Annotated in this window: 17 protein-coding genes and 1 pseudogene; 9 read left to right on the top strand and 9 right to left on the bottom strand. The window is 66.7% G+C overall.

Annotated elements, in window-relative coordinates; translation table 11 throughout:
• Position 1: 1 nt before the first annotated feature.
• Positions 2-823: an HD-GYP domain-containing protein gene (locus VKZ50_21875; protein HLJ62378.1), complete on the bottom strand. Its 822-nt coding sequence runs from the start codon at positions 821-823 to the stop codon at positions 2-4.
• A 282-nt stretch (positions 824-1,105) separates the two neighbouring features.
• Between VKZ50_21875 and VKZ50_21870 the strand changes: the two genes are divergently transcribed.
• A complete protein-coding gene (locus VKZ50_21870; GenBank protein ID HLJ62377.1) occupies positions 1,106-1,876 on the top strand; it encodes a serine protease in 771 nt (256 codons plus the stop codon).
• Between the two features lie 189 nt (positions 1,877-2,065).
• Here VKZ50_21870 and VKZ50_21865 read toward each other — a convergent pair whose 3' ends face one another.
• Complete coding sequence (locus VKZ50_21865; protein HLJ62376.1) at positions 2,066-4,168, bottom strand: hypothetical protein; 2,103 nt, start codon at positions 4,166-4,168, stop codon at positions 2,066-2,068.
• A 62-nt stretch (positions 4,169-4,230) separates the two neighbouring features.
• Positions 4,231-4,917 carry a hypothetical protein gene (locus VKZ50_21860; protein HLJ62375.1) on the bottom strand — a complete coding sequence of 229 codons (687 nt, stop codon included), beginning with the start codon at positions 4,915-4,917 and terminating at the stop codon, positions 4,231-4,233.
• 417 nt (positions 4,918-5,334) lie between these two features.
• Between VKZ50_21860 and VKZ50_21855 the strand changes: the two genes are divergently transcribed.
• A complete protein-coding gene (locus tag VKZ50_21855) occupies positions 5,335-5,919 on the top strand; it encodes a hypothetical protein (GenBank protein HLJ62374.1) in 585 nt (194 codons plus the stop codon).
• Between the two features lie 137 nt (positions 5,920-6,056).
• Positions 6,057-6,725, top strand: coding sequence for a response regulator transcription factor (locus VKZ50_21850; protein ID HLJ62373.1), 669 nt, complete (start codon positions 6,057-6,059; stop codon positions 6,723-6,725).
• Between the two features lie 40 nt (positions 6,726-6,765).
• Here VKZ50_21850 and VKZ50_21845 read toward each other — a convergent pair whose 3' ends face one another.
• Positions 6,766-6,978: a hypothetical protein gene (locus VKZ50_21845; protein HLJ62372.1), complete on the bottom strand. Its 213-nt coding sequence runs from the start codon at positions 6,976-6,978 to the stop codon at positions 6,766-6,768.
• A 275-nt stretch (positions 6,979-7,253) separates the two neighbouring features.
• Between VKZ50_21845 and VKZ50_21840 the strand changes: the two genes are divergently transcribed.
• Together VKZ50_21840 and VKZ50_21835 are read left to right on the top strand one after the other, a co-directional pair.
• Positions 7,254-8,432 (top strand): alpha-hydroxy acid oxidase, encoded by a 1,179-nt coding sequence (locus VKZ50_21840; GenBank protein HLJ62371.1) that lies wholly within the window; start codon positions 7,254-7,256, stop codon positions 8,430-8,432.
• Between the two features lie 68 nt (positions 8,433-8,500).
• Positions 8,501-9,721: an MFS transporter gene (locus VKZ50_21835; GenBank protein ID HLJ62370.1), complete on the top strand. Its 1,221-nt coding sequence runs from the start codon at positions 8,501-8,503 to the stop codon at positions 9,719-9,721.
• 40 nt (positions 9,722-9,761) lie between these two features.
• Here VKZ50_21835 and VKZ50_21830 read toward each other — a convergent pair whose 3' ends face one another.
• A complete protein-coding gene (locus tag VKZ50_21830; protein ID HLJ62369.1) occupies positions 9,762-10,793 on the bottom strand; it encodes a nitrilase-related carbon-nitrogen hydrolase in 1,032 nt (343 codons plus the stop codon).
• A gap of 218 nt (positions 10,794-11,011) precedes the next feature.
• Between VKZ50_21830 and VKZ50_21825 the strand changes: the two genes are divergently transcribed.
• On the top strand, positions 11,012-11,266 hold the full coding sequence (locus tag VKZ50_21825; GenBank protein HLJ62368.1) for a hypothetical protein: 255 nt from the start codon (positions 11,012-11,014) through the stop codon (positions 11,264-11,266).
• Between the two features lie 340 nt (positions 11,267-11,606).
• On the opposite strand, the gene VKZ50_21820 is transcribed toward VKZ50_21825, so the two are convergent.
• From VKZ50_21820 to VKZ50_21805, 4 genes are all read right to left on the bottom strand, one after another.
• Positions 11,607-12,158 carry a hypothetical protein gene (locus VKZ50_21820; protein HLJ62367.1) on the bottom strand — a complete coding sequence of 184 codons (552 nt, stop codon included), beginning with the start codon at positions 12,156-12,158 and terminating at the stop codon, positions 11,607-11,609.
• A 418-nt stretch (positions 12,159-12,576) separates the two neighbouring features.
• Positions 12,577-13,236 carry a rhomboid family intramembrane serine protease gene (locus VKZ50_21815; GenBank protein ID HLJ62366.1) on the bottom strand — a complete coding sequence of 220 codons (660 nt, stop codon included), beginning with the start codon at positions 13,234-13,236 and terminating at the stop codon, positions 12,577-12,579.
• A gap of 722 nt (positions 13,237-13,958) precedes the next feature.
• Positions 13,959-14,294: a hypothetical protein gene (locus VKZ50_21810; protein ID HLJ62365.1), complete on the bottom strand. Its 336-nt coding sequence runs from the start codon at positions 14,292-14,294 to the stop codon at positions 13,959-13,961.
• Between the two features lie 625 nt (positions 14,295-14,919).
• On the bottom strand, positions 14,920-15,573 hold the full coding sequence (locus VKZ50_21805) for a TetR/AcrR family transcriptional regulator (protein ID HLJ62364.1): 654 nt from the start codon (positions 15,571-15,573) through the stop codon (positions 14,920-14,922).
• 64 nt (positions 15,574-15,637) lie between these two features.
• Between VKZ50_21805 and VKZ50_21800 the strand changes: the two genes are divergently transcribed.
• The 3 genes and pseudogenes from VKZ50_21800 (at position 15,638) to VKZ50_21790 (ending at position 17,712) form a co-directional block, all read left to right on the top strand.
• Positions 15,638-16,552 carry an SDR family oxidoreductase gene (locus VKZ50_21800; protein ID HLJ62363.1) on the top strand — a complete coding sequence of 305 codons (915 nt, stop codon included), beginning with the start codon at positions 15,638-15,640 and terminating at the stop codon, positions 16,550-16,552.
• Between the two features lie 81 nt (positions 16,553-16,633).
• A complete protein-coding gene (locus tag VKZ50_21795; GenBank protein HLJ62362.1) occupies positions 16,634-17,521 on the top strand; it encodes an aldo/keto reductase family oxidoreductase in 888 nt (295 codons plus the stop codon).
• 20 nt (positions 17,522-17,541) lie between these two features.
• Positions 17,542-17,712 (top strand): annotated as a pseudogene (locus VKZ50_21790) (DoxX family protein).
• The last annotated feature ends 1,597 nt before the right edge of the window (positions 17,713-19,309 follow it).

Genomic DNA, 19,309 nt, shown 5'->3' with positions numbered 1-19,309 from the left:
CCTAGAATCCGGGCTGGAACGACACCTGCCGACCCGAGGCGGAATCCTCCGCACCCACCGGCGCCGGCTCCTCCTGCCCCAACCTGAGGAATGCCGCAACCACCTGCGGATCGAGCTGCGAGCCAGCCCAGCGGCGAATGTCGTCCACCGCATCGCTCGGGGCGAGCGCCGACCGGTACGGACGATCCGCTGTCAGCGCCGTGTAGACGTCCGCAACGGCGATGACGCGCGCGGCCAGTGGGATGGCGACGCCCGCGAGCCCGTCCGGATATCCGTTCCCATCCCACCACTCGTGATGATGGCGAACCGCCAGCTTGATCCGTTCCGGGAGCAGTCCCTGCCCCAGGATCTCGTACCCCAAGACGGCGTGCCGTTGCATGGCCGCCCGCTCCTCGTTCGTCAGCGGGCCGCGTTTCACCAAAACGTCGTCGTGGACGCCGATCTTCCCGACATCGTGCAGATAGGCCGCGATGCGCACATCGCGAACCTCCTCCGGCGACATGCCCATGGCCGCCGCGATCGCGGCGGCCAATTCGGCGACCCGATCAGAATGGTCTCCGGCCCTAGTGTACCGGGTCTCGAGCACGTGGGACAGTGACTGCACGATGTCGGTAAAGACCTGCTGCAGCGCCACGTGACGCCGTTCGAGGTCCCTCGCCGCGCCCAGGAGCACGGCCGCGAAGGTCGCGTACAGGCTGAGCGCGCCCACCGCCACCGCCGCCCAGATCGACTCGCCGAGTACGGCGGGGTGGTCCCGCCAGATCACAAGATACTTCTCACCGATCCCGGCGGCGATCGCCCCCACCCCGACCCCCACGAGCACCGTGGCGCCCGCACCGACGACGAGGGAATGGCGAAGCAGGACCGCCCCCGGGAGGCCGGCCGATCCGTTGGGCGCCCTGTACCCTCGTAGCCACTCGCGGACGAGCGTGACGATGCGTCACCACGGTGAGGAGAAGATAATCGAGCTCCGAGCCAGTGTTCGTCATTGGAGATATGCCCAGGTCGCGGGTGCAGAGGACACCCATCTCCACGGGCTCGCTCGCCAGGGACAGGTCCCCGGGGCGGTGAAGAGTCCGGTACGTCGTACGCCGGAGGAAACGCGATGCCGCACCGTCTCGCCGCCGCGCTCGGCGCGCTCCTGTTGCTCGGCGCGGCGTCGCTCGCCGGCGCAGACGCGCCCGACCCGGCCGACGCGGTGCTCCAGGTCATCAACCTCGACGGGAACGCCAATTGGGCCTTGGGGGTGTCGGGAACGGGTTTCTTCATCAAGCCGGACGGCACCGCGATCACGAATAGCCACGTGGTCTTCCCAAGCTTCTCGCGACCGGATCGGTACAAGTTGGTGGCGGTTGTCGGCCACACGTTTTATGACGCGCGGATCATCTGCGCAACCAGACTCTCCTATAACCCCCTCACGGACGGCACCAGGTCCGTGCTCTTGAGCCGGGACATCGCGGAGATCGCAGTGGAGCCTCCTTCGCTCCCGTTCCGCGAGCTAGTCGATAAGCTGCACGATGGACAACGCATCACCCTGGCCACCGCGCGCGACGGGGCGATGCCGACGTTTCGTGCCCTGGTGGTCGCAGACGGCGCTGCAACCGGCCAGCACGTGCAGGTGCTTGGGTTCGGGCACATCTCGCCGATTCCAGAGGAATGGAAGGCGGACGGGCACGTGAGCGGCTTCCACACCGCCCAGGATGGGACGCAGGTGTTCGACATGCAGTTCGACGGCAGACCACAAGCGGGGAATAGCGGCTCGCCCGTGCTGAACGACCAGCACCACGTGATCGGGGTGTGGACGTGGCACTCCAACACAGACAACAGCGCCGGGACCGCGCAGTCGAACCAGGTGCTCCAACCGCCCTGCCGGTAGATCGTCGATCGATCGTATCCTGACCGCACCCGAACGAACCGCGGAACCCGCCCACGGTTGGCGGTCCGGTCGCGTTCCTCGGAGAACAGCGCGTTCCCGGTTAGCCGCTCGCACGTCGGGCGGCCGACGGGTATCGCGGCGCCCGAGGACGAGTTGTGTCCCCGGGCGCCGCGCGATGCACGCCGCTATCTACTGATTGCTGCTGCCGCCGTTGCCGCCGTGACCACCGGCACCACCATTGCCTGAACCGTTGGCGTTGTTGCTGCCGCCGGCGCCACCCGTGCCACCGGTGCCACCGCCTCCGGAGTTGTTGGTGTTGTTGCTGCCGCCGTTGCCGCCCTGACCGCCCGCGCCGCCGTTGCCCGAGTTGGCCCCAGTGTTCGAACTGCCGCCACTCCCACCACTGCCACCGGCGCCGCCCGTGCCGGCGCTCGCGGTATTGCTGTTGCCGCCGTTACCACCCTGGCCGCCCGCGCCGCCGTTCCCTGAGTTGTTCCCGCTGTTTGCGCCGCCGCCAGCGCCACCGTTCCCGCCCGCGCCGCCGCTTCCCGAAGCGCCCGCGTTGCCGCCGCCGCCGTTCCCGCCCTGGCCGCCCGCGCCGCCGTTCGCTGAGTTGTGCCCCCCGTTTGCTGCCCCGCCCGCGCCGCCATTGCCACCTGCGCCGCCACTGCCCGCAGTACCGGTGTTCAGATTGCCGCCGTTCCCGCCCTGGCCACCGGCACCACCGTCGCCCGAGTTGTTCCCGCTGTTTGCGCCGCCGCCGGCGCCACCGGCACCGCCCGTGCCGCCGCTCCCGGCACTGTCGGCGTTCCCGCTGCCGCCGTTCCCGCCCTGCCCGCCCGCACCGCCTGTGCCGGATCCGTTCCCGCCGTTCAAGCTGCCACCGGCACCGCCCGTGCCGCCAGCGCCACCGCTGCCGGCGCTTCGGGCGTTGCTGTTGCCGCCGTTTCCACCCTGCCCGCCGGCGCCACCGTTGCCCGAGCCGGCGTTCCCGGCGTTCAAGCTGCCGCCCGCACCACCGTTACCTCCCGCGCCGCCGTTGCCGGACGTACCGGTGTTGCCCTGCCCACCGTCCCCGCCTTGACCGCCGTTGCCGCCGTTCCCGCTCCCGGCACCGCTATTGGTCCCACCGCCCGCGCCGCCGTTTCCTCCGGCACCACCGTTCCCTGAGCCGGCTGTGGCGCTCGCACCGGTGTTCGAACTGCCGCCGTTACCACCTTGCGCCCCGGAGCCTCCATTGCCGCTTCCGGCGCCACTGTTGGTCCCGCCGCCCGCACCGCCGTTCCCGCCAGCACCACCATTGCCGGACCCGTCGACGTTCGCATTGCCGCCGTCCCCGCCCTGGCCACCGTTACCGCCCATACCGGAACCGGCGCCGGTGTTGTTGCTGCTCCCGGCGCCGCCAGCGCCACCGCCGCCGCCGTTACCGGAACTCGTGCTGTTGCCGTTCCCACCGTTCCCACCCTGACCCCCGACGCCGCCGGAGCCGGTGGAATGCCCGCCGCTGTTGGAGCTGCCGCCGGCACCGCCCGCGCCACCCGCGCCGCCGCTGCCGGAATTCGTGAAGTCGAAGCTGCCGCCGATCCCTCCGTTCCCACCCGGGCCGCCGCTGCCGTCGCCTCCGCGGGCGGGTTGGGTCCCGCCGTTCGGCGCGTTCTGTCCGTTCGCGCCGTTCTGCCCGTTCGCGCCGTTCTGCCCGTTCGCGCCGTTCTCCGTTCCACTCGCGTTCCCGCCGTTGGTCCCATTGGCACCGCCCGTCCCATTCCCGCCAACGGTGGCTCCGCCGTTCCCGCCGTTCCCACCGGCGCCGCCCGCCCCGCCTTGGCCGCCTGCGGATGCGCCGTTCCCGCCGGCGCCGCCGTTCCCGCCGGTCCCGCCGCCGCCACCGTTGGTGTTCGCACCGTTGCCGCCGTTGCCGCCGTTCCCGCCGTTGCCGCCAAATCCGAAGCTGCCGGCACCGTTGCCGCCGTTCCCGGCACTCCCGCCGGCTCCGCCGTTCCCGCCCTGGAAGCTTCCACCGCCACCGCCGTTGCCCCCGTTGCCCCCGTTGCCGCCGCCGGTGCTACCGCCGTTCCCCCCGCCGCCGCCCGCGCCGCCGTTCCCCTGACCGTTCGTGTTGTTGGTGCCGCCTGCGCCACCACTCCCGCCGTTGCCGCCCGTACCCGGCCCGGGAACCACCGTCTGAGCCTGCGCCGCCGGGACACCGACCGCAGCGAACCATGCGGGGACGGCGATCGCGAGAATGCACGTCACACTCAACACCAAGATCCTGCGGTGCGTCTTGCTGCCCATGCGTGTTCCTCCTCCGTTGCTGCTGTGTGAAGACGCGGCAGGCGCGCGCTCCCGATCGACGGCTAGTTGTTGCCGCTGCCGCCGGCGCCGCCTGCACCGCCGGCGCCGCCGTTGCCGGACCCGTTGCTGTTGTTGCTGCCGCCCCCGCCGCCGGGCCCGCCCGACCCGCCCGCGCCTGATCCGTTGACGTTGTTGCTCCCTCCGTTGCCGCCGGCGCCACCCGATCCGCCGTTGCCGGAATTTCCGGTGTTGCCGTCGCCGCCGGGCCCGGCCGCCCCACCGTTGCCGGGGCTACCGGAGCCTGACGCGTTGCCGGTCCCAGTCGTCCCGTTGGATCCGCCCGCGCCGCCGTTTCCGCTGCTCGCGTCGTCGTTGATGCCGCCGGTTCCGTTGGCCCTGGGCGTTCCCGTCGTCAGAGTCGGGCTATTGGTCCCCGCACTGCCGCTGGTCCCGGCCGCGCCCGACGCTCCACCACCGCCAGTTCCTGAGCTCCCGGTATTGTTGGTTCCGGCGATCCCGTTGCTACCCGCCGTACCCGGCGTGCCAGAACCCGTACCGGTTTGACTGGTCGCGGCCGGATCTGACACCACCATGCTCTCGACCGCTGCGGACCGCCGCACGGCACCGTTCGATCCCGGGCGCGTCGGCGACATCGCCCCACCGAGCCCCGGTCCCAAGAACAATCCTGCGACCACGCTACCTGCGGCGATCCACGCGAAACCGGTCAAGCGAGATTGACGCTGTTGCATCGCTGCCCTCCCACATCCACATCATCCACATGACCAATTCACATCACCGGCTCGGACCGAGTCACCTCGCACCTGCGCGGGCCACACAAATCCCGCGGGCGGAGGTATCATTGCGCCTCCCATCTGACTATCACCGTGCGCCGTGAATTGATAACTCGTCGTTGCCGGAATTGGGGAAAAATCAACCGAAGACCGTAGTCCTTTCGCACTAGGCCCACGCGAACCGGAACACCGCCGAGGCGCCGCGCGCGTCCGCTGGCGACGCGTGAGAGTGTGAGGACCCGAGCGTGGATGGGTAAGTACGTGAGAGGACACGCGCGACGCGGACGGACGTCCGTCGTGCTCGACCTGCACGTGGCGGAGTGTCCGTAGTGATCGCGGCACTGTCCCGACGACGTCGCGCCAAGAGAGACGGACATGCGTACATCGCTCCTGTGCAGTACGTTCCTGTGTGCGGCGCTCCTGAGTGCGCTGCCCACGACGGTCGCGACGGTACCGGCCTCCGCCCAGACACCGCCCGTTGCGCCCGCCGACAAATCCGCAGTCCCATCGGGACAGTTCCTCGTCGCGCCGGGCCAGAGCGTCGGGCCGCTGCGGCTCGGCATGCGTGCGCAAGACGTGACCGCGGTCCTCGGCGCACCGCACAGCACGTGGACCTTCCTCGACGGCCGCCGCGTGTATCGGTGGTTTCAGCCGCCGAACAACAGCGGGGTCGGGGTCGGTGTGGACGTGACGGGCGCGGTGGACCGCATCTGGGTGCTCAACGATGCGCGGTACACGACGTCGACCGGACTGCACGTCGGCAGCACCGAAGCGCAAATCATGGGAATGATCGGCAACCCGACGCAGTCGATGTTTGACGCGCAACTGCACTTGCGGAAGCTCGTCTACGGGCAGCTGGGGCTGTGGTTCAGCATTCAGCTAGACCAGCGATACGGCTTCTACAATCAGGTGTTTGAGATCGGCGTCATTCCCCCCGCGAACTCGCTGGCGCGACGGTGAACATCAGCGACCGCCCGACGAAGGCGATCACGATGGCCAAGGAAGCGGCCTCTCAGCGCGCCCGCGGAGACGTTCCCCGCGCCACGGCGGCGCACGAGATTCCTCCAGATCAGGGACGACCGGGTGAGGAGCGCTCCATGAACATTCGCGTGTTGATCCTCGCCGACCACCCCATGATCCGGCTCGGGGTCCGGGCGGCGCTCACCGCGGCGCCGGACGTCGAGGTGGTCGGCGAGACCTCCGACGGCCGCGACGTGGTGCCGTGGGCGCGGAAGCTTGGCCCCGACTTGGTCCTCATCGATTTCAGCACGACCAACGGCGACAGCCTCGACGCCGTGCGACGGATCCGACAGCACTGCCCCGGGGTGCGCGTGCTGGCGCTCGGCGCCGCCGATCCCCCCGTGGCCCGACGCGCATCTGAGGCGGGCGCGGCCGGGGTGCTGTCCAAGGATATCTCCCCCGTGGAGTTGGCGAACGCTGTGCACGCAATTCGGGCGGTCGAGACCGCCACACTTCACAACCCCGGATCCGCCTCGGTCAGCACCCCGGTCGCCGAGCACACGTCGCGGTGGGGGCTCACACAGCGAGAGTGGGAAGTATTGGTCGAGATCGCCCGCGGGTTAAGCGCCAGGGAAATCGCGGCAAAGCTGTATCTCTCGACGTCGACCGTCAAGAGCCACGTGCGGGCGATCTATCGACAACTCGGGTTGCGGAATCGAGCCCAGGCGGTCTTGTTTCTCATGGAGCGCTACCCGCGGCTGGTGCACGGATCGCTCGGACCACCGACCCCAGACGACGGAACGTGACGCGGCCCGGCGCCTGCGCCGCTCGTCGCCCGGCCGTCGGTCAGCGCGCCAACGCGTAGACGCACGCGGCCGCCGCGAGGAGAACGCCCCACCACAGATGGTGCCGCCACCACCGCGGGTGGTCCCACGTGACGCCGCCGACCACGAACACGAAGCCCGCGAGGAGACCCCACGTGAGCATCTCGCCGGTGGAGAGCAGCGAGAGTCCGACGAAGAGGCCGAAGCCTGCGAGACCGGACACGACCCAGGACATCGGAGTGCCCTCCCTGTGCGTCCCCGCTCCACGGTCGAACGCCCGGCGCCGCGTCGCGCCCGACTCGGGTTCTTGCCTATTACGCTCTCTTCCGTAATTTCCTCCTTACGCCGTTCCTCCCCACATCGTATCGGCCCCCTCCGCCCTTAGGCACCTCCCCCGCAACCGGCAAGAAACAAGGGCCTACCTCGTTCCGGGCGAACCTCAACCATCGTACGCCAGTGCGCACGCAGCTGGCGTCGAGACGGCGGCGGCGATTGGGGGGAAGAGTGCGCATGACTGGGGCGTCCCGCGCGGTCGCAGCTCCTCGTGTCGTGAGCATCGAAGACCTCAGGGTCTTGGCTCGGCGTCGCTTGCCGAGGGTGGTCTTCGACTATCTCGACGGCGGCGCGGACGGGGAAATCACGCTCAGGGAGAACCGTCGGGCCCTCGAGGCCGTCACGTTCCGGCCGCGGCATGCCGTCGCCATCCCTGAGTGCGACCTGCGCGTCCGCGTGCTGGGCGTCGATCTCGCGCTGCCCGCGCTGCTCGCGCCCGTCGGCTACAGCCGCTTGATGCACCCCGGCGGAGAGGTGGCCGCGGCACGGGCGGCCGGGGCGGCGCGCACCGGATACACGCTCTCCACCGTCTCCGGCCACCGGTTGGAAGACGTCAAAGCGGCGTCCCCGGGGCCCGTCTGGTACCAGCTGTACTTGGTAGGCGGCCGCGGCGCCGCCGAAGGCGCGATCGAACGAGCCCGGGTGGCGGGGTTCTCGGCGCTGGTCGTCACCATCGACACGCCCGTGGTGGGCATGCGCGAGCGGGACGTGCGCAACGGCACGAAGGAACTCCTGAACGGAACCGTGCTGGACAAGCTTCCCTTTCTCCCGCAGCTGCTCGCCCGCCCCGGATGGCTCGCCCATTTTCTGCTGGACGGAGGCGTGCCGAAGCTGCCCAACATCGTCATTCCCAACCGGGGCTCTATGACGCTGACGGACGCCCGCGCGGATCTCTCGCGCACCATGTTCGCGTGGGACGATCTCCGGTGGATCCGAGGAATCTGGCCCGGTCCGATTATCATCAAGGGCGTGCTCACGGCCGACGACGCCCGCCGGGCCGTCGACGAGGGAGCGGTGGCGGTGGTGGTATCGAATCACGGCGGACGCCAGCTCGATTCCGCGCCCGCCTCGTTGCGGGCATTGCCGGAGGTCGTGGCGGCCGTGAACGGGCGGGCCGAGGTGCTGATGGACGGCGGCATTCGTCGCGGCGGCGACATCGCCAAAGCTATTTGCCTCGGCGCCTGCGCCGTGCTGGTGGGGCGCGCCTACGCATACGGCCTCGCGGCCGCAGGCGAGGCCGGTGTGGCGCGCGCGATCGACATTTTGCGCACCGACTTGGAGCGCACCCTCAGGCTGCTGGGGTGCGCGTCCGTTGCCGCGCTGGATCGCTCCTATGTCGACGTGCCGGCCACCTGACGACGAACCGGTCCCTGGTCCGCCGACGCGGGACGCATCCCGGTAACCCCGTGGGGACATCGACTGCGGTGTCCGCCGGGCGGCCGCGTTTCTCGCTTGCGTTTGAAGCCCCGGGCTACCGCTGGCTCTGGCTCAACGCATTGTGTACCTCCATGACCTATACGCTCGAGCTGATCAGCCAGGGGTGGCTCATCTTGATCTTGACGCAATCCCCCCTGTGGGTGGGACTGGCCGCGGGGTTACGGGGCACGAGCCAGGCCCTGTGCAGTTTCGCAGGCGGCACGCTGGCCGACCACACCGACCGGCGCACAGCCCTCATCGCGATGCAGGCGGTCCAAGCCGGGGCGGCCCTGGTCATCGCGGCCCTCGTGCTCGCGCATGCGATCCAGCTGTGGCACGTGCTGCTTTACGTGGTCGTCGTGGGATGCGCGTTCGCGATCAGCAAACCCATGGTCAACGGGTTGATCTACGACGTGGTCGGGGCACAGCGCTTGCTGAACGCGAACGCGTTTCAGCTCATGGCCGGGAGCCTCCTCCGCATTCTCGGGGCGTTGGCCGGCGGGCTGGTCATCGCGCGACTCGGCGTCGGGCAAAACTATCTGCTCATCTGCGCCGCCTACGCCGTCGGCATCGGCGGCCTGCTGGCGCTTCGCCGCCCCGCGTCCGTGCGGCGGGACGCGGAGCCGTTCGTAGCCGCGGTCGGCCAAGGGTTTCGATATGCCCTGCGGACGCCGGCGGTGCGCGGGCTGCTGTGGCTCAGTCTCGCGATCGAGTCGTTCGGTTTCTCGTACCAGTACATGCTCCCGGTGATGGCCCGGGACGTGCTCAAGGTGGGGGCGCTCGGCCTCGGGTACCTCACCGCGATGGGCGGCGCCGGACAGTTCCTGGCCACGCTGCAGGTCGCCGCAGGGGGCGACGTACGGCGCAAGGGCACGTTGATGATCGCCGCGGCGATCGGGTTTGGGGTGTGCCTCGTGTTGTTCAGCCTGTCGCCGTGGTTGCTCGCCTCGCTCGGGCTCATCGCGATCGTAGGATACCTCGGGAGCCTCTACGATGCGACGATGTCGACGGTGTTGCAGGTCAGCACGAGCGAGGAGATGCACGGCCGCGTCATGGGACTGTACTACGCGACCTGGGGGTTGAACCAGCTCGGGGCGCTCGGGATCGGCGCCGTGGCATCGGTGCTGGGCATGCCGGTCGCGCTCGCGATCGCCGGCGCGATCGTCCCCGCGTGCGCGCTTGGCCTCGTGCCCAACCTGCGCATCTTCAACGCCCGGCCGGTGGCGTAACCGGCGTGCCGGCCACGGGACGGGTCGGCGTGCGGCACGGCTAGGCTGGGGCCTTCTCCGGCTGCGCGACGTCGCCCGCGGCCTCCGGAACAGCCGCTGTTGTGGGCGCCGCCACCGTGTGCACCGGGGTCTTGCGCCGCTCGTCCACGATCAACTGGAACACGTCGGGACGGGCGTAGTGCCCGGTCACGTCGAAGTCGTACTTACCCCGGATGAGATCGCCGAGGTCGAGGTCAGCGATCAGGATGGTCTCGCCCTCGAAGTTCGGTCCGGCCACGAGCTCGCCAAACGGGGTGACGATGCAGCTCCCGCCGCGGGTCACGACGGTCTCGGGGTCGTTGCCGTAGCTCGTCTCGTAGTCGTCCGGGTAGTCCCTGCGGCGGGCGAACTGGTTGCACGACAGCACGAAGCATCGGCCCTCGACGGCGATGTGGCGCATGGTCGCGAGCCACGTGTCGCGTTGGTCGGCGGTCGGCGCGCAGTAGAGTTGGATGCCCTTCGCGTACATCGCGGTCCGCAGTAGGGGCATGTAGTTCTCCCAGCAGATCACGGCGCCGAGCCTGCCGAACGGCGTGTCGAACACCGGCAGGGTCGAGCCGTCTCCGAAGCCCCACACCAGCCGCTCCGCTGCGGTAGGCATCAGCTTGCGGTGCTTGCCGAGGTAGCCGTCGGGGGAGAAGAACAACACCGTGCAGTATAGCGTGCCGCCGTCCCGTTCCACGACCCCGATGGCCAGGTAGACGCCGTGCCGGCGGCTGGCGGCCGCGAGCGCGTCGACGACCGGGCCGGGAACATCGACCGCGCTCTCCCAGTACCGTTTAAAGGCATCGTAGCCGGCGCGGGCGCGAAGTCCGACGACCGTTCCGAAGCTTGCGCCCCTGGGATACGCGGACAGGAATGCCTCGGGAAACACCAGCAGCTGCGCCCCCTGCCCGGCGGCCTGCGCGACCAGATCACACGCCTTGGCGAGCGTCCGTTCGCGATCGAACGCGATCGGAGCGGCCTGCACCACTGCGGCGCGCAACCGCTCGGCCCTGGGAAGCGTCGGTCCGACGTGAGACATGGCGCACATAGCGACCTCCCACAGACGTTGTCCGGCGCGCTCGCGCCACTCTTCGTGGTAGTGGGTTGGCGCTCGGAAGCGCGTTGTCCTGTGGTTGCCCCCGATCGGCCGCCCGTCCCCGCGGTCGACTGCGCGTGTGCGTGAGTCTAGGCGACGGCGAAGAAGGGCATGAAAGCCGACAACCGGCGCCCTTGCGGCTCGCGATATCGAGGAGAGACGGCGGTTGAATGTCTAACGCAGCCAGACGGCTGGCGCGGGATAAGCGGGACACCACCCAGCTGGGCGGAGCGCGGCGCCAGAGGTTCGAGGACTCCCTTGACCTGCTGCGCGCGCTGGGCCTGTCCGTCCAGGCGATCGACTACTATGGGTCCTTGGCTCGCACGACTCGTAAGCTCCCTCACGAGATGGTTCGTGAGGTCCTCGAGGCGCAGGTGAGGCGGGCCAACCCCACCGCCGCGCTGGGGCCCGGACATCCGGCCTGACCCGATGGGCGGGCCGGCGGCCGCGAACGAGCTAATACGTTTGAGATGGCGGTAGTATTCGCCCGAACGTAGCGACCGTAGTCCTGGTGGGTGTACTGTCTCCCTACCGTCTCGATCGAGTGCGGCCGGCAACGCCGGACGGCCACGAAGGCGCTCCTCCCTCCGGCGCAAGTGCGGGCCACGTCTCTAGGATGGGAGTCTGACGGCTGCGACGGCCCAGTCCGGTGCTACGCTCTGGGCGGCGGCCGTCGACTTTTCCTCCCTTCCTCGCCGCCAGACCGCGTCGCGTGTTCTCCCTCGCGAATGAGCAAGACCGTCGTGCGCCAGCGGCCGCTACCCGTTACCGGATCTGCCTTGGCCCGAACGGGCGGTCGCCAGCGGGACCGCGCGCGGTCACGAAACCGGTTGCACGACGAGGTTTTGAACGGACGAACGTCAGGATCGCGACAACGGCCACAAGGAGCACGACGGGCCACTGAACGACGCGGGACTGCGCCCACAACCGACCGTCCGATGGAAGTGACGCCCACACGAGCGTCTGTCCGTCGCGTCCGGTGGCGTTGGTGGCCACGATGGTGCCCGGGAGTTGTAGGCGCACCTGCACGGCCAACGGGGTGCCGGCGTAGTCGGCCAGCGCGGCCGCGACGACGTCGACCCGTTCCATGTACGTGTCCACGAGTCCCCAACTTCGCTTGACGACGCGCACTGTGCCGAGGGGCACCGGCACTGCCGAGAGGAGACCGCCGAGCACTCCCTGGTCCGTGTGACCGGTGACCAGGAGGTCGCGCGGGCCCGAGGCGGTGGCGTCCAGTTGCACAGTCGTTGCTCCGGTCATGAAGAACACGACCGCGGTAGCCGCCACCCCGCTCCAGAACGCCCACTTTGTATCCATCGTGGTCCGCCTCCCGACACGCGCTATCCCCTAACGTGCCCAGCATCGGGCAGAGATGGACCGGTTTGTCCACATGATACTAGCCACATTGTCCAGAAATGGCGCGAACTGAGTTTCCGCATTGTGAGGCCGTTCGGCCTGTGTTACATATAGTGACGGAGGCGCAATCCCTCCGGCGAAAAACCCGACTCGACCGCTCGCGCGCGGACACCGAAACTGGTCAGGCGTACTTCGGGGAGAGCTCCGGAGAACGACTGACGAGCTGTAGGCGACGACGGCGGCGGACACGAGATGGTGAGAAGCCGGGCCTGGGCGGGCGCCTCTCCGATTTTCGGGGCGTGTGAGAACGTGAACGAAGCCGGCACCGCCGTCGACCCCGGCGCACGGGCGTGCGTTTCGATGCCCGAGACGTCCGGTCTCACTCGCTCCAGGGTTGCGGGCCGACGCGCTCGGGATCCTCAAACAATCGCGCGGTCACGGCCCCAAAGATGACTCCACCGATGTGCGCCATGTAGGCCACCCCACCCGTTTGAACGTCTGCGACCACGCCGACGCTCAGGACCTGGAGGAAGAACCACAGGCCGATCAAGAGTGCGGCCGGAATCACGGTGACGCGGACAAACCAGCCGAAGAACAGCACGGTGCGAATCTGGTCGCGTGGGTACGTCACCAGAAAGGCGCCCATCACCGCAGCGATTGCGCCGCTCGCACCCAAGGTGGGCACCGTGGAACCCGGGCTGGCCGCGACCTGGGCGAACGCCGCTGCCACCCCGCCGGCGAGGTAGAAGACTAGATACCGCGCGGGATTCATCGCGTCTTCGATCTCTGGGCCAAACGCCCACAGGAACACCATGTTGCCCGCGATGTGCAACCAACTGCCGTGCAGGAACATCGCCGTCAGAATCGTGATCCAGTGACGACCGGCGGCGATGTCGGCGGGAATCACCGACCACGTCGTCACAAACGTCACACCGCCCATCAGCTCAAGCGCGAAGGCGAACCCGTTCGTCAGGATGATGAGGGCCGTGATGACGGCAAAGCGTCGAGGACGCCGAGACACATCCCCAAGCGGGATCATGTCTGCCTCCGGGTCTCGGGGTGCACAGTCGCTTCTGGCGCGAGGGTTCTCTGCGGTGTTGGGCGGTTTCCTGGTCTACTCCCGGTACACGTGGCGATCCGTCTGCGTCCGGGCGTCGATAGGCGACGCGGCGTGCCCCCGGACTCCGTGATCTGTCCAGGAGGGCGCCCCCATACGACTCGCCTACTTTGCCGCGCCGACCTGCCTCCTCTCCTGGTTGAACTCTGCCCGGGCGCTCGCACCCGGGGGATCACCGCGAGCCGCGAATCGGCCTTCACCTAACGCCCGAGATGGTCGTCGACGCATATCCAAGCAGCATCGGCGTGATGCCGAGCGTACTGTTGGCAAGCACCGAGCGTAGGGAACGGGCCATCGGCGAGCCCCTTCGAAGTCACGATAAGCCACCATACGAGCAGTCCGAAAGACAGGCATCTCCACCTCGCCATCACGCTTCCCTCGACCAGAGTCTCGAACCTTGCGCCGTCCTGTCGTCTACAACTACCTTCCCCGGACGGCCGGAGACGCTGCCTGAAGCAATGCTGTCCCGCGATGAGTGCAGTGTACAACTTTGCCGAGTGCCCGAACACCATGGGGCGCAGCCCAACGAAGATGGGACTCCACCCGTTCACCAGAGGTGAGCCGGTGCCGGAACCGGGCGACGCAGCAAGAGAGAGGCAGCCGGGAACTCACCGACCCCCTACTCTCAACTGTGCGTTCGCCGCTCACTTTGGAGTGTCGCGCATGTCCTCCGTCGCCGTGGCCCGATCGTCGTACAAGGCGGCCTTTCCCAAACAGGTCAGCGCGACTCGCCACGCCCCCTCCGCCAGCGATTCCTTGGCCATGCGGATGGACTCGTCGCGCAGGTGTTGGAGGGTGGTGACCGTCTGCTGACGGGCCTGCGCCTGGCTGACCTTCCGGAAGCCTTTGCGGTTCATGATGGGACGTTCACGGTGTTCGGTGTGGCCGACCTGCCGAACGAACACGTCGACGTGGCAGGAGTGCGGGAAATGCGACGGGAACGTCCGGCCCGTGCTGTACAAGCGTGCGCGGTATGCCATTCCCCCGAATCCACACCTCACGACGCCGTCGCTCGAGGATGTCATTCATGCCGGTCCGATGCTCGAGGAAGGGAAATCGGCAGTCTCTCCGATCCCGGTGACGCTCCGTGTAGACGGTTACGAGCCGCCCGCGCGCTGGCGTACGATCATTACGAAGTCACCCCCTCCCCCACCCAAGGAGGGCGTGCCAACCGGTGAACGCGGAATGAATTTGCCTTTCAAGCTCGCATTGCTCTATGTTCCGGACGCCGCCATGGCGGTGACGGGGATTGACAAATGTCCCGGTCGAAGCGGACGGAAGTACACTGTAACCCTAGTATCAGGGTTCGTGGGTCGCCCGCATGCCCGTCAAACGACGTGTGAAGCACGGGCTCGAGGCTCTGCTGCGGTCGCCAACGGGAAGCCGACGATCGGAATTGAACCTCTGACCCGCGCATCACGAATGCTTCCAAACCGGATTCCCTACACCCTTCCGACTCTCAGAATTCTCAGTGGCAAACGGAATATCGAGTGGGACTTGCCCGATGCCCCAGGGTGCGATTAGATGAAGTGCTTCAAACGCTCTCGTGTCACGTCGCGCCGGTAGGGCGCTGGCAGCACTGAACAACACGTTCGAACTCAGTCATTAAAGACGACCTCCCGTGGCGGCCGCCAGGTAAGACTGACAAAGCAGCACCAGGTGCTCTTTCAGCTTCCGCATCATTGCTGGCGAGGCTCCCGCCTCCAGGACTGAGCGCATCGCGCCTGACATCGCAGCCAACATCATTTCTACGGCGAACTTGTCGGGCTGCGACGTCATATCCGGCGCCGTCTCAAGCATCGCTTTGATGGCCTTCCGTAGGCGTTGGAGAACTCGCTTCAGCAACGCGGGTCCGCCTAGGTCCGGCGCGATGTGGTAGAGGGCCACGGCAATGTCCGAGCGTTCCATCTTGACGTCCACGTATGCCTCGACCATCTGTTTGATCATTTCGGCGAGCGGCCTATGTTTTGCACGCTCACAGGTGACCTCGACCCTGTCGGAGACCGCCTTCAGATGTTCCTTCAACACCGCAAATAGCAGAGAGTGTTTGTTCGGGAAGTACTGGTAGAGCGTTCCGACGGAGACGCCCGCCCGTTCCGCGACACGTGTTGTCGTCAATCGGTCGGAGCCGTGGGTCAACAAAACCTGAACAGTCGCTTCGGCAATCGCCTCGACCGTGACCGCGGCCCGCTCCTGAACAGGCGTCTTTCTTGGCTCAAATGCGGTTAGCGTGTCAGTGGCCATAATGCGAATAGCCAAACCGAAGAATCCTTCATAAAATCATTATAACACGAACGAAGCACTGTTCGAGGAGGAATCTGAAATGCGGGTGTTCGTCACCGGCGCCACTGGATTCATCGGCTCCGCAATCGTCCGAGAGTTGATCGACGCGGGGCATCAAGTACTCGGCCTCGCCCGTTCGGAGAAGGCAGCCAAGTCGCTTGCCGCGGCCGGAGCTGAAGTACATCGCGCTTCGCTCGAAGACCTTGAGAGTCTGCGTCGCGGAGCAGCCATATCGGATGGCGTGATTCACACGGGCTTCATCCACGACTTCTCGAAAGTCGCCGAAAACTGCGAGATCGACAAGCACGCCATCGAGGCGCTCGGCTCGGCGCTCGAAGGCTCCGAACGGCCACTGCTTGTCACCTCCGCGCTGGCGACGGTGGCGCTGGGACGCATGGCTACGGAGGAAGATGCTCCTCTCCCGGCCTCTGCCTCGTATCCCCGTGCGTCGGAAGCAACGGCCGAGACGCTGCTGAAGCGTGGCGTGCGTGTGTCGATGGTGCGTCTTCCTCTAGTCCATGGCGACGGTGACCACGCCTTCGTTCCGCTTCTCATCGGGATCGCGCGTGAGAAAGGCGATGCGGCGTACCTGGGCGACGGGCTCAACCGTTGGCCCGCCGTGCACCGCCTCGATGCTGCTCATCTCTACCGGCTCGCGCTGGAGGAGGGCGCGGCGGGAGCCCGATATCACGCGGTCGCCGACGAAGGCGTACCCCTCCGAGAAATCGCCCGTGTAATCGGCCGCCGCCTGAATGTGCCGGTTGTCAGCAAGTCTCCCGAGGAAGCGGCCAACTACTTTGGTTGGTTCGCGCAGTTTGCAGCGATGGACACCCCGGCCTCGAGTCAGCGAACTCGGGAACTGCTGGGGTGGCAGCCCAAGCAGCCAGGGCTTATTGCCGATCTCGACCGGCCAAGCTATTTCGCTGGGTCCAGCCTTTCAAGTTCGTTGCGGTAGACTCACCGTCGAATGCATGAACTGGCGGGAGCGTCTTTTTGACTTCCCACGACGCGTGATGCACAGAACAGGAGGAACGGAATGATTGAACACACTGATCTCGGCGGCAGCTTCGTGCTGCCTGGCACATCAACGAGAGTGAACCGCGGGGGCTACGGTGCAATGCAACTTGCCGGCCCGCAGGTATGGGGACCTCCTCACGATATTGACGCCGCAATCGCGGTTCTGCGCAAGGCCGTAGAGTCGGGCGTGAACCATATCGATACCAGCGACTTCTACGGTCCGCATGTGACGAATCAAATCATTCGACAGGCGCTCCATCCTTATCCGGAGGGCCTCGTGATCGTCACCAAGGTTGGCGCCCGCCGGGGTGCCGACAAGTCGTGGATTCATGCCCTTTCCCGTCAGGAGTTAATCGATGGCGTTCATGACAACCTTAGAAATCTCGGCCTCGACGCTCTCGATGTCGTCAACCTTCGGGTCGGTGGAGTATCGGAGCCCGCCGAGGGCTCCATTGAAGCGCCGCTTACCGCCCTGCTTGAACTCAAGCGTCAAGGGCTCATCCGCCACATCGGCCTCAGCAATGTTACCCGCGCGCAGTTCGCCGAGGCCCAGACCATTTCGGAGATCGTTTGCGTCCAGAATTTCTACAACGTGGCACACAGACGAGACGATGCTTTCATGGACCATCTCGCTTCACACGGCGTAGCCTACGTTCCGTTTTTCCCGCTAGGAGGCTTCACTCCACTGCAGTCGTCGGTACTCGACGCAGCCGCAACAGCACTTCACGCCACGCCCATGCAGGTCGCGCTGGCCTGGCTCCTCCAACGCTCGCCCAACATCCTCCTGATTCCAGGAACATCTTCCCTCAGGCATCTTCGGGAAAACCTCCAGGCTTCGATGCTGCAGATCCCCTTTGAACTGCTTGCCAGTCTCGACTCGATCAACGGAGATCCAAGCCATTCATGAATCTCCCCCCCGTCTCCCGAGGACGCATGAATGCCAATTACCCGCTCGCTGGAACGGTGAGCACGAATCCCACGCTGTTTATCCTGGCGACGTGGTTGGTCCTGGCTTGGCGGGGGGCCGTCGGCGTTCCGGGCCATGTGGAACGAATGGTGGGCGAGGCAGGACTCGAACCTGCGGCCACCTCGGTGTAAGCGAGGCGCCGCTCGCCAGCCCTTGTATTTCATGGCTCGGCGTGAGGCTGCTAACGAAATCCGGGTACTCCGGACGATGAATGGTTGTTCAGTAATGTTGATAATGGTGGGCGCGGCAGGGTCGAACCCGCGACCTCCTCGGTGTAAGCGATCGTCCACCGGGCACACCTGTTTGTCCTGAGCCCCGCTCAGCCTTTCCCAGTACAGGTTCCAACCATGTTCCGTCCCGCTCAGTTTGCCTGAGTTTCTCCTGGCGGAATAGCAGCACGATAGCAAACGAGGAGTGCGGATGCTGACGCAGACGCGGACAGCGCACGGCGAGGCTATGCGAGGACGCCCACGCCGGCCGCGGCGATCGCAAGCTCGAGATCGCGGGCCGCCACGCGAGATATCCGGTCGTCCCTGTGGCTGAGCACGTGGATGGCGCGGTTGATCCTCCTTTGGGCCTGACCGCTTTGCTCGAGATCGTGGTCGAGCGCGGCTAGGGCAAACTCGATCCGGGCCTCGAGCGCCTCATCGTCCTGTTGCGTGCAAGTTCAAGGCCACGCTCAAGAGCAGCCTGCGCCTCCATCCGCGCGCCGGCATGAAGATACACCAGCGCGATCCCAAGAAACGCTTCGGACTCCTGCTCCTCGGGAACGCCGTCGAGAAAGCGTGGCCGCAATGGAGCATCCTCGCAGGTGCCTCTGTGGACGCGGCAGCATCGCCTTGGTGGCTAGAAACACGTTGGCTCGGGCATCGCAACACCGTTGAGGCGGTCTATCCCCTTCTCTTTCACCTCCAGGATACCCGCGGCGCCGCGTTCATGACATTGGGTCATGTGCTCGAGGTCCTGGACACCAAGGATCCTGAGGCGCTAGTCGGTTCATGGCTCCTTGGGGCGCCCTGTCCGACCGATCATCAGGGAGATCTCGGGGTCTCGGCCTGCCAACACGATTCTGTGCTTGGCGCGAAGGCGACGAGGCATGCGATCGGCCCGTGCGTACGGTCAACGCAAAGTTCTGCGAAGCGCACGCCGCGGCAAGCACCCGTGGGTCGAAGCGGGCTTGGAAGCGAGCTCGTGGTAGAAAAAATAGCCCCTCGCCGGCTCTTGAAAAATAGGCCCTGGCGGTGCGCCCGGACCCCTGCCCCGGTATGTCGGTATTCCCCGAAAGGGGTAGAGAGGTGCCCAGGTCAGACATGGTCAAATAGAGACAGCCGATCATGCTGGATCGGTCAGCGAAACTAAGGCATTTCTTTGCCCGTTACGTCGCGGCGGTGGGTAAGACTCGCGACCCGCCGATCGAGCAGGCCTTTGCGACGGTGAAACGCGAACCATTCGCCGGCCCGGGGCCATGGTCCATCTACTTGCTGGGCGTAGGTGGGTATCTCCAGACGCCCGACGACGATCCCGCTTTTATCTACCAGGATACTCTTATCGCACTGGACACCGCGCGTGGCATCCACATCGGACAGCCTAGTTGTAGTTCCCAGATAGGTTGTTGACACATGAGAGCCTTCCAGCGTTCCTGTGGGGCAGAGCAGCTAAGCCCCACTCTGGGAGGCGTTTATGGGCCGGGCACGCGGCAAACTCACACCAGCGGGGCGGCTGCTGCTG

Source organism: bacterium, from assembly GCA_035295165.1.
Classification (GTDB): domain Bacteria; phylum Sysuimicrobiota; class Sysuimicrobiia; order Sysuimicrobiales; family Segetimicrobiaceae; genus JAJPIA01.
The sequence above is the reverse complement of the archived record's forward strand: the minus strand, read 5'-3'. Positions and strand labels throughout refer to the sequence as shown.

Excerpts from the sequence above, each read along its gene's own strand:
- VKZ50_21795 (HLJ62362.1), top strand. The coding sequence starts at position 16,634 with ATGATTGAACACACTGATCTCGGCGGCAGCTTCGTGCTGCCTGGCACA.
- VKZ50_21830 (HLJ62369.1), bottom strand. The coding sequence starts at position 10,793 with ATGTGCGCCATGTCTCACGTCGGACCGACGCTTCCCAGGGCCGAGCGG.
- VKZ50_21825 (HLJ62368.1), top strand. The coding sequence starts at position 11,012 with ATGTCTAACGCAGCCAGACGGCTGGCGCGGGATAAGCGGGACACCACC.
- VKZ50_21855 (HLJ62374.1), top strand. The coding sequence starts at position 5,335 with ATGCGTACATCGCTCCTGTGCAGTACGTTCCTGTGTGCGGCGCTCCTG.
- VKZ50_21845 (HLJ62372.1), bottom strand. The coding sequence starts at position 6,978 with ATGTCCTGGGTCGTGTCCGGTCTCGCAGGCTTCGGCCTCTTCGTCGGA.
- VKZ50_21810 (HLJ62365.1), bottom strand. The coding sequence starts at position 14,294 with ATGGCATACCGCGCACGCTTGTACAGCACGGGCCGGACGTTCCCGTCG.
- VKZ50_21865 (HLJ62376.1), bottom strand. The coding sequence starts at position 4,168 with ATGGGCAGCAAGACGCACCGCAGGATCTTGGTGTTGAGTGTGACGTGC.
- VKZ50_21800 (HLJ62363.1), top strand. The coding sequence starts at position 15,638 with ATGCGGGTGTTCGTCACCGGCGCCACTGGATTCATCGGCTCCGCAATC.
- VKZ50_21840 (HLJ62371.1), top strand. The coding sequence starts at position 7,254 with ATGACTGGGGCGTCCCGCGCGGTCGCAGCTCCTCGTGTCGTGAGCATC.
- VKZ50_21860 (HLJ62375.1), bottom strand. The coding sequence starts at position 4,917 with ATGCAACAGCGTCAATCTCGCTTGACCGGTTTCGCGTGGATCGCCGCA.
- VKZ50_21850 (HLJ62373.1), top strand. The coding sequence starts at position 6,057 with ATGAACATTCGCGTGTTGATCCTCGCCGACCACCCCATGATCCGGCTC.
- VKZ50_21870 (HLJ62377.1), top strand. The coding sequence starts at position 1,106 with ATGCCGCACCGTCTCGCCGCCGCGCTCGGCGCGCTCCTGTTGCTCGGC.
- VKZ50_21815 (HLJ62366.1), bottom strand. The coding sequence starts at position 13,236 with ATGATCCCGCTTGGGGATGTGTCTCGGCGTCCTCGACGCTTTGCCGTC.
- VKZ50_21820 (HLJ62367.1), bottom strand. The coding sequence starts at position 12,158 with ATGGATACAAAGTGGGCGTTCTGGAGCGGGGTGGCGGCTACCGCGGTC.